This is a genomic window from Alistipes sp. CHKCI003 (assembly GCF_900021155.1).
GTDB classification, from domain to species: domain Bacteria; phylum Bacteroidota; class Bacteroidia; order Bacteroidales; family Rikenellaceae; genus Alistipes; species Alistipes excrementavium.
In genome coordinates, this window is sequence record NZ_FCNT01000058.1 from 20,737 (window position 1) to 30,246 (window position 9,510).

Sequence of the window (9,510 nt, forward strand, 5' to 3'; positions counted from 1 at the left end):
CACGGTCCGGAACAGAACCCCGACAGCGCTGCGAATGAAAAGAGGGGCTGTCCGACAAGGTTCTTTTACCCTCTGAGAATTGCGTATCCGGAAAAGTTCCCGAATAGCAGTACGAATAAAAAAGGGGTGTCTGAAACGTGTTAGACAGCCCCTCGTCTCTCCTCTCCCCCCGGGCGCAGCGCTCCGGTCCCGCAGCGCACGCAGCCGGAAGCGCCGTCAGCGTGCGCGGGGCTGACCGGTCGCATAGCCCAGCGAACGCATCCACTCCTCGATCTCGGGCGTAACGACGTCGTTGCGGTCGATCCATCCGCGCTCCGCGGCGAAACGCAGCCGGTCTTTCCCGAGCTGAGCCGCAATCGGGAACCGGGGCTGCGGAAGCCGCTCGCGCATCGCCCGTTCGGACGGACGCAGCCTGCGGTCGAAGACCTCGCCCCGTGTCGGCCGGCGGGCGGCTTCCCACTTGAAATCGGGAAGAAAGAACTCCTGTTCGGGCGGAATCTTGTCCATCGGATAGATCACGTAGTTCGGATCGTTGACATAGGTGATCTGCCGTATTTTATTCTCCTCCGTAATGTAGAAGCGGATGTTTCCGCTCTCGACCACGAGCATACTCACCACCTCGGGCGAACCGCTCTCCTGCATGTAGTAAATGGTCTGGGCATTGCCGTTCACATCGTTGCGGTAGATCTTGTTGTTGCGGAAATAGGCCACCATCTCCTTGCCCGCCACCTGATTGTAGTGGGCCGTGTCGATCTCGCCCACCATCATCGGCTCTCCGACGAACTCGGCGCGGACGATCCGCCGGTTTTCCGTGTAAATATCCATCACCTCCGAGGTGATCTGGTTCGCCTCGTTCCACAGCACGGGGTCGATGTAGAGATGGATCGTCGAATCGCGGCTGTCGGCCGTGAGCGAGTCGCACACCGACTGGAAATCCGTCCGGAAAATCTTCACATTGCGGTAAGCCTTGACGAGGCGGTACATCGTGTCGGCGGCCGCGAGCGTGTCGGCCGTCCCCTCGATCGAGACCAGTCCGGCCGAGTCGGCCAGAAAGTCGGCGGCGAGCGAATCGGCGAGCACGAGCGCCAGCGAATCCCTCATGGCGGCATTCCGGTCGATGAGCGAGTCGAGCCGGACGAGCATCGAGGAGTCCGGCAGCTCCCTGCCGCGCAGAATCGCCTTCTGCTGCCGGCGGTGAAGCCGGACGAGGGCCTTCTCCCTGCGGGCGGCCAGACGCGCCTCTTCGCGCTCCTTCTGAGCCAGCAGCTTCGCTGTCGCCTTCGCCTGCCGGCGCATGGCGATCGTATCCAGACGGGCGGCACGCAGACGGGCGGCCTCCGCCTTGCGCTCGGCCTTGGCTTTGGCCGCCGCCTCCCGCAGTTTCGCCTTGCGCTCGGCGGGCGTCGGTTCGGGCAGCGTATCGCGCAGCGTCGAATCCCGCGACAACGAATCGCGCAGCAGACTGTCTGCGGCCCCCGCAGCGAACGCCGCGGTATCGGCCGCACTCCGAGCAAGCGAATCGCGGCGCAGGGCGGCGGCGCGCATGCTGTCCGCAGCGGTCCCGCCGGGTGCTGCGTTCGGCCCCGCGCTGCGGCGGCGCCCCGTCGAATCGGCCCGGGCCGCGGAGGCCGGGACGTCCTGCGGCATTCCGGCCGCGGCGAGCGAATCCCGCGGCACCGCACCCGCGGCGAGCGAGTCGGGCCGTGCAGCGGCCGCGGAGGCGTCGCGCTGCGGGAAGATCGTATAGAGCCAGATCGTATCGGCCCGCGCGAAGAGCGAATCGGGCTGCTGGGGGTCGTAGTTGACGAGCGACGGGCGGAGCGTCAGCAGGGCGTTGCCGGGCTCTTTCCAATATTCGCCGTAATCGCCGAACGCGAGGGTCTTGCGCTCCGAGTCGTCGATCTGGATATTGCGCCTGAGCACGGCGTGCTCCTCGCCCCGCCAGTAATCGAGCGAATCGCTCCACACCTCCTGTTTGGCGGTGAGGATGTATCCGTTGAGCGTCAGCGAGTAGAGGCTGTCGGCCTTCGAGTAGCTGCCGCGGTCGGTGTAGATGTAGTCGCCGTCGCGGTTCCAGATATTCGTGCGTGCGAAGAAGAAGGCGTGGTCCGTGTCGAGATCGTAGATCACCGAGTCGCCCTTCATCCGATACTCGTCGTTGCGCATCTGCACGCTGTCGGCGCACACCAGCTCCTTCGTGTTCGAAAAGTAGTATCCGCGGAGGGCCTCCATGAGGTTGTCGCGGTTGTACATCACGCCGCCGCCCGTGAAGGTGCCGACGTTGTCCTTCGTATTGAAAACGAAGTTGTAGGTGTAGAGCGTGGCGTCGCCGTCCACGACCTTCACGATGTCGGAGTAGACCCGCGCCTCGTTGATCGAACCGTCGTACTCGGCACGGTCGCCGTAGATGTAGGTCGTGTTCTGGTTGATCAGCACGTGGCCGAAAAACTCGATCCGGTCGGCCGAGTAACGCACGGCGCTGTCGGCCGTGATGACCGCTCCGTTGTGCTGTGCGGCGAAGTCGCCCACCAGAAAGATCGCCGAATCGCCCGGGGCGACGGGCCCCATCAGGTCGGCTTTCAGATCGATCAGTTTCTTTTCGGGCTCGCTCTTTTCGCCCGCGGGCTCCTCGTCGGGCGGGGTCTGAGGCGGCTGCGGACGGAACAACGCGGCGCCCGGGCTCGCGGCGAAGACGCCGCCCACGGCCAGCACGACGATGGCTATCGAAAGCAGTTTGCGCATCCCGACGGTTTATTTGACCCAATGTTTGTTCCGGAACTCCCCGTTGCGGTATTCGGGGGCGATGAAGACGTACATGCCTTCGATCTTCTTCGTCAGCCACTCCTCGAAGACGCGCTCCTGCTTGGCCTGCAACGCCATCTCTTCGAGCCGCAGGTAGTCCTTGCCCAGCTCGGCCGTATGGGTGGGGATGACCTCGACGAGTTTCACGACCTTGGCCAGCTCGTTGCCCGCGATGTCCTGCGTGAGGAAGGCGTCGGAAATCCCGCCGACCTTGAGACGCTGCAACGCATTGTAGTCGTCCATCTTGCGGTAGCGGCCGAAATCCTCCTTGAAAAAGGCCGTCTGCGTGTAGCGGACGTCCGTCGCACTCCAGTGTTCGAGGATGTCGTGGTTCGACACGATGCCGCCGTTCATCTTCGAGTGGGCGTCGTCCGAGAAGTCGCGCGCAGCCTTTTCGAAAGTGATCGAATCGGCCCGCACCAGCCGCACGAGGCTGTCGAGCGTATGGAGCGAAGCCACGAGCTCCTCCTGCGTATAGTCGGGTTTGACCAGAATGTGCCGGAAGCGGTAGACGTTGCCGCGTTTGTCGATCGACTGGATGATGTGGAATCCGAACTGCGACTCCGTTACTTCGGAGATCTGGCCCGGGCGCAGCTTTTCGAGCGCCGCCGCGAACGAAGGATCCAGCTCGTTCAGGCGCATGGGCGGCATCTCGCCGCCGCGGATGGCCGTACCGTCCTGCGAATACATGCGGGCGAGGTTCTCGAACTTCGCGTCGCCGCGGATGATGCGCTCGCGCATCTCCAGCAGCCGCTCCTTCGCACGCTGCTTGGCCTGCACCATCGACTTCGGGAAACGGGTGATCTGCGCATAGACGTATTGCTCGGGGATGATCGGCAGGCTGTCGCGGTCGATTTTCTTGTAGAAACGCTCCACTTCGCCCGGGATCACCTTCACGCGGCTCACCACCTGTCCCTGCATCGCCTGCGCATAGGCCTGCTCCTCGTAGCGCCGGCGCATGACCTCGCGGATGTTGAAGATCGCCATATGCTGCCGGGCCTCCAGCTCGGCGATGCCGCCGGCCTCCTCGGCCATCATCGACACCTGCTCGTCCACGCGCGAAACCAGATCGGCCGTATTGACCTCGACCGAGTCGATGAGCGCCTGATTGTAGAGCAGCTTCTGCGTCAGCAGCGCTTCGAGCGCCTCGTTGTGGGGATTGCGGTCGGAGGTGTAGCCCTCGGCGCGGCGCTGCGCCGTCAGTTGACGGGCATACTCGTCCACCTCGGAGTAGAGGATCGACGAACCGCCCACCACCGCCACGACCTTGTCGAGCATCACCTGCCGCGTCTGGCCCCCGGCGCTCCAGACGCCCAGCACGAGGGCCGCGAGCAGCAAACCTTTCTTTGACATACTCTTCGTTATTTCTCTGTTTTGTTCTGTTCGTAAATCCGGAAGTCGCCCTCCGCGGCGGCCTTCGCGTAAAGCTCCTCCTCGTGGCTGCGGATCAGCTCGCTCTGCCGCCTGTTGAAGAGGATGCGGCGGATGTTGCCGCGCACGAGTTCGAGCGGTATGGGCTCGCCCGCGCGGAGGACCGCCTCGATCTGGTAGTAGTAGCGGTCGTGCGCATCGCGCATCTGCTGCACGCCGCGCACATCGAGCGCCGAGTCGTAGTTCTGCGAGCGGAGCGTGGGCAGATAGCTCAGAAACTCTTGGAAATCGACCCACGCCTCCGTGAAATCGGTGAGCAGGAACTCGTTCTTGGCACACAGGTCGCGGAAGTCCTGCTGCCGCTCGGCCGAGGGCGACGCCATCAGTTCCAGCAGCTTTTTCGCCTGACGGTAACGCTCGTCGAAGCGCAGGATGCGCCCCCTGACGATCGTGCGGTCGAGCAGGAAGTCGGATCGGTGGGCTTTGTAGTAGGCCGCGATCTCGTCGTCGGTGAAGGCCGTGTCGATCGTGCGGTCCACGTAGTACTGGTCGAGCTTGCGGATCAGGAGCGACTGGCGGTACTCCTCGACCTGCCGGTCGATATCCTCCGCCGACTCGGAAAAGAGACGATCCGCCTCGCGCAGCTTGAGCTGTTTTTTGATCCAGCGGTCGATGAAGAGTTCGACGAACGCCACGCTGTCCTCGCCCGACATGCCCTGAGGCACGGCCGACACCACGTCGCGCCGGTACAGCTCCGTGCGGCCGACGCGCGCCAGCGTCGTGTCGCCCACGAAATAGCCGGGAGCCTCCCGGCATCCGGACGCGAGGAGCAGGGCTCCAAGCGCTATTTTCGAACGAAAACCCATTTTACCGACGCACAAAGATACGCAATTTTATAGGTAATAACGCTTCCGCACGCGGATTATTACGCCTCATCGCGCTTTTTCTCCCGGCGTCCCAGCTCGCGCAGCGTCCGCCAAACCATCACGCCCGAAGCGGCGCAGACCGCGGCCGAAACGACATAGAGGATCGTATAGACCGTGCGGTCGGGAACGAGGTCCGAAAGGAGAAAACTGCCGCACCCCAAGGTCATCATCAGGTAGGCCACGCCGTTGTTCACGGCATGGAGAATCATCGCCGGCCAGAGCGAATCGGTGCGGATGTAGATGTAGGCGAGAATCAGACCGACGAAGAAGGCGTTGACCACCAGCTGGGGCTGCAAGTGGATGACCCCGAAAAAGAGTGACGAAAGCAGCCACGCGGCGACCACGCCGTAGCGCGTGCGCAGCGATTCGAGCACCAAGCCGCGGCAGATCAGCTCCTCGAAGACGGGCGCGAAGAGCACCACGGCGACGATCGTCCAGAGCCCGGTTCCGTAGTTCTGCATCGAGGGAGCGGGCAGGAGCGCCAGCAGCGGTTCGAGCACCACGCCCGCGGCCAGCAGGAAGACGAGCCCCCAGAGCAGCAGCACGGGATCGAGCCCCCGCACGGAAAAGCGTGCGATCCGCCCGCGGCCGCCGCGCATCCGGCGGTAGCCGACGATCCCGCAGAAAGTCAGCACATAGGCCACGGCGCCCGACACGGCCAGCAGCTTGCCCGTCTCGGCAGGGGTCATGGCCCCCACGCGGGAAAATGGGACCGCGCCGCAGAGCAGGGCCGCGAAACCGCCGACGACCTGCGCCACGAGAAAGATGCCCAGCATGGCCAACAGATCGCCCGCATTGGGAAAAGAGTGCCGTTTGGGCGGCTGCGGAGCGGCCGTTTCCGGCGCTCCCTCCGGCGTTCCGCCCGGCGCGGGGGCCTGCGCATCGCGCCGTTCCTGCGGCTGCGGAGCGGGCTCCGCCGCGGGATTGGGATTTCGATTCTCTGTCATAAGTTCCGTTTTTTGAAACGTTCGCGGAGGTTCGGCCGCCGCGGAACGGACCGCCGCACCCGGCTTCCGGCCGCATACCGCCTCGCCGCTCCGGCCCGCGTCCTGCGCGCCGGAGGCGGTTTCGAACGCGGGCCGGCGCACCGCGGGGCCGCCGGCCGTCCGAGCGAAACCGCATTTTCGGACAAAGATAATCATTTTTCGGCAACGTCCGGAGCGCGAAGCGTCTTTTTACGCCGCAAAAGCCGCGCGCAGCGCCCGCGGATGCGAATTTGACGGAACGGCATTTGCAGAACCCGTAATATTTGCGTAAATTTGCCTGCTTATAAACTCCGAAGAAAACATGGCAAAGGTAATCGCATTAGCCAACCAGAAAGGCGGCGTGGGCAAAACCACCACGGCCATCAACCTCGCGGCCTCCATCGCCCTGCTGGGCAAGAAGGTGCTGCTGCTCGACGCCGACCCGCAGGCCAACGCCACCTCGGGTCTGGGTTTCGACATCGACCTCGACGGCATCTACGAGTGCATCACGGGCGCCCGGACGGCTTCGGAGGTGATCCTCCGGAGCGAAGACGTGAAGAACCTCTGGGTGCTGCCCTCGTCGATCGATCTGGTGGCCGCAGACACCGAACTGCCCAAGATGGAGGACGCCCACCGCGTGATGAAACGCATCGTGGACGAGGTGCGCGACCGCTTCGACTACATCTTCATCGACTGCTCGCCCTCGCTGGGCTACACGACGGTCAATATCCTCACGGCGGCCGACACGGTGCTCATCCCCGTGCAGTGCGAATACCTCGCGCTCGAAGGGCTGTCGAAGCTCCTCAACACCGTGCGGATCGTCCGCAGCGGCCTCAACCCCTCGCTCGAAATCGAAGGCTTCCTGCTGACGATGTACATGCGCAACCGCCTCAACAATCAAGTGGTCGCCGAGGTGCGCGAACACTTCAAGGAGCTGGTTTTCGACACAATAATTCAGCGCAACATCCGTTTGGGAGAAGCGCCCTCGCACGGCAAGCCCGTCATGCTCTACGACGCTGCGGCCGTAGGTTCGGCGAACTATTTGACGCTGGCCCGCGAGCTGCTCAAACGCAACCGCAAGAAATAAAACGGACCACGATATGAAACAGAAAGGATTAGGACGCGGGCTGGACGCGATCTTCGGCACCGACAAGGTCGAAGCGCAGGTGGCGCCGATGAGCGAAATGGCCGAGATTCCCATCGGGGAGATCGTCCCCAACCCCACGCAGCCGCGCACCTCGTTCGACGAGGAGGCGCTCGGCGAACTGGCCGATTCGATCCGCCAGCTGGGCGTCATACAGCCGATCACCGTGAAGCGCGGCAGCGACGGCAAATACGTCATCATCAGCGGCGAACGCCGCTGGAGAGCCGCCCGGCGGGCCGGCCTGCGGACCCTCCCGGCCTACGTCCGCGAGGCGGACGACGAGAACCTGCACGCCATGGCCCTCGTGGAGAACATCCAGCGGCAGGACCTCAACGCCATCGAAATCGCACTGGGCATGCAGCGCCTCATCGAGGAGTGCCACCTCACGCAGGACGCCCTGTCGGAGAAGGTGGGCAAGAAGCGTTCGACCGTCTCGAACTACATGCGTCTGCTGAAACTTCCGAACGAAGTGCAGTTCGCCCTCAAGGAGGGCCTCATCTCGATGGGACACGCCAAGGCGATCGCCGGAGCGCCCGACGAGCTGCAGGTGCGCCTGCTCAAACGCTGCGTCCGCAAAGGGCTGTCGGTGCGGCAGCTCGAAGAGCTGGCCCGTGCGGCGGCCGAGAAACGCTCCGCCGCACCCGCCGACGAGGAGGAGTACCCCGAGAGCTACGCCCGGCTGGTCGAACAGCTCGAAAAACTCTTCACGGAGCAGATCAGCATCCGCCGCTCGAAAAACGGCGGCGGCAAGATCGTCATCGGTTTCGAAGACGACGCGCAGATCGAACGGATCCTCGAACGTTTCACTTCACGCAATTAACACCCGCATGAAAGAGGGCAGCCGCATCACGCACACCGCGCCGCAGGGATCGCCCCTGCCGGCGGGCGTTCCCCGCTCGGTCCGCTCGGCGGTCGCCGCAGAGGCGCTGCGGCCTTCCGCGCCGCAGAAACCGGAGGCCCCCTCTTTCCGAACCGGAGCGCTCCGCCCCTCCGACCGCCGAGCGATTGCCGAACGGACGGCTCCGGCTCCGGCGGCGGCAGACCCCTCGTCCCGAATGCAGGCGCTCCGCGACGGCATCGCGCACGCATGCGGCCACCGGCTTCTGCCGCTTCTGCTGCTGCTCATCGCGTTTCTCGCCGCCGTGCAACCGGCCGCCGCGCAAAGCCGCCGCGGCCCGCGGACGATCGTCCGCAGAGGGCTGATCGAACAACCCGACACGCTCGCCCGCGGAAGCGGCGCACTCGCCCTGAGCGCCGACTCGCTCCTCTTCGGTGCGGGAAAGGGGCTGACCGTCGATTCGCTCGGGCGCATCGTTACTCCGGCCGGAATCGTCGCGGCGCTCGACTCCGCGAACCGGCTCGTCTACGTGGCCGACACCCTGTCGCTCGACTCGCTCGGACTGCGGGCGGCCGTGCTGGAGCCACCGGCCGGTACCGTCGCGGCGCTCGACTCCGCGAACCGGCTCGTCTATGCGGCCGACACCCTGTCGCTCGACTCGCTCGGACTGCGGGCGGCCGTGCTCGCCGATACGCTCGGGCGCGACAGCCTCGTGTACGACACGGAGCGCATCCTCGCGGCCGACGATTCGCTGCGGAGCGCACCGTCCGTACTGCTCGACACGACCCGCCGCAAACGGGGTTGGTTCATGAGCGACTCGATGTCGCTCTCGAAGGTCTGCTGGATCTCGGCCGTCCTGCCCGGCTACGGTCAGGTCTACAACAAACAGTACTGGAAACTGCCGATCCTCTACGGCACACTCGGCGCCGGACTGGCGCTTTTCATCCGCGAGAGCAACGACTACCGCCCGATGAAACGCGCCTACGACCAGCTCACGCTGATCAGCACGGACCGCGACGCGGCGCTCGACGTGCTGCAAACCAAGATGATCCGCAGCAATACGCGGCGCCAGCTCTATCTGGGCGTTACGATCGCTTCGTACGTCTATTTCCTCGGCGACGCGGCGGTGAACTACGCAACCAACGACGTCTCGGACGTGAAGAAGGCCACGACGCTGGCCTGCATCTGTCCGGGCGCCGGCCAGATCTACAACAAAAGCTACTGGAAGGTGCCGTTCGTCGTCGGAGGCTTCGCCTCGATGATCTACTGCATCGACTGGAACAACCGCGGCTTCCAACGCTTCAAGAAAGCCTATGCCCTGCGCACGGCCTACGACGACAACCGCGACGCCTACCCCGACGGTTCGCCCGACGAGTTCCAAGGCCGCATTCCGGCCAAAACGCTCAAGAGCTACAAGGACAGCTACCGCCGCAACCGCGACCTCTGCATCATTCGAGCGTCGGA

General features: G+C 64.4%; 7 protein-coding genes. 3 read left to right on the top strand and 4 right to left on the bottom strand.

Translation table 11 applies throughout. The features are described 5' to 3' along the window. Positions 1–216: 216 nt before the first annotated feature. Genes BN3659_RS07585 through BN3659_RS07600 form a run of 4 tightly spaced genes read right to left on the bottom strand, consistent with a single transcriptional unit; the run spans position 217 to position 6,046 of the window. Positions 217–2,742, bottom strand: a complete 2,526-nt coding sequence (locus BN3659_RS07585) for an OstA-like protein (RefSeq protein WP_091535868.1) — start codon at positions 2,740–2,742, stop codon at positions 217–219. A 9-nt stretch (positions 2,743–2,751) separates the two neighbouring features. Next, complete coding sequence (locus tag BN3659_RS07590) at positions 2,752–4,155, bottom strand: peptidylprolyl isomerase (RefSeq protein WP_091535872.1); 1,404 nt, start codon at positions 4,153–4,155, stop codon at positions 2,752–2,754. An 8-nt stretch (positions 4,156–4,163) separates the two neighbouring features. Further along, positions 4,164–5,054: a hypothetical protein gene (locus BN3659_RS07595; protein ID WP_317041651.1), complete on the bottom strand. Its 891-nt coding sequence runs from the start codon at positions 5,052–5,054 to the stop codon at positions 4,164–4,166. Between the two features lie 44 nt (positions 5,055–5,098). Then, positions 5,099–6,046, bottom strand: coding sequence for a CPBP family intramembrane glutamic endopeptidase (locus BN3659_RS07600; protein WP_224757892.1), 948 nt, complete (start codon positions 6,044–6,046; stop codon positions 5,099–5,101). Between the two features lie 340 nt (positions 6,047–6,386). Here BN3659_RS07600 and BN3659_RS07605 point away from each other — a divergent pair, with 340 nt between their 5' ends. The 3 genes from BN3659_RS07605 to BN3659_RS13500 form a co-directional block, all read left to right on the top strand. After that, complete coding sequence (locus BN3659_RS07605) at positions 6,387–7,151, top strand: ParA family protein (RefSeq protein ID WP_091535877.1); 765 nt, start codon at positions 6,387–6,389, stop codon at positions 7,149–7,151. Between the two features lie 13 nt (positions 7,152–7,164). Further along, positions 7,165–8,028 (top strand): ParB/RepB/Spo0J family partition protein, encoded by an 864-nt coding sequence (locus BN3659_RS07610; RefSeq protein WP_091535880.1) that lies wholly within the window; start codon positions 7,165–7,167, stop codon positions 8,026–8,028. Between the two features lie 7 nt (positions 8,029–8,035). Further along, positions 8,036–9,510: DUF5683 domain-containing protein (locus BN3659_RS13500; protein WP_253181071.1), on the top strand; the 1,475-nt coding region annotated here is incomplete at its 3' end.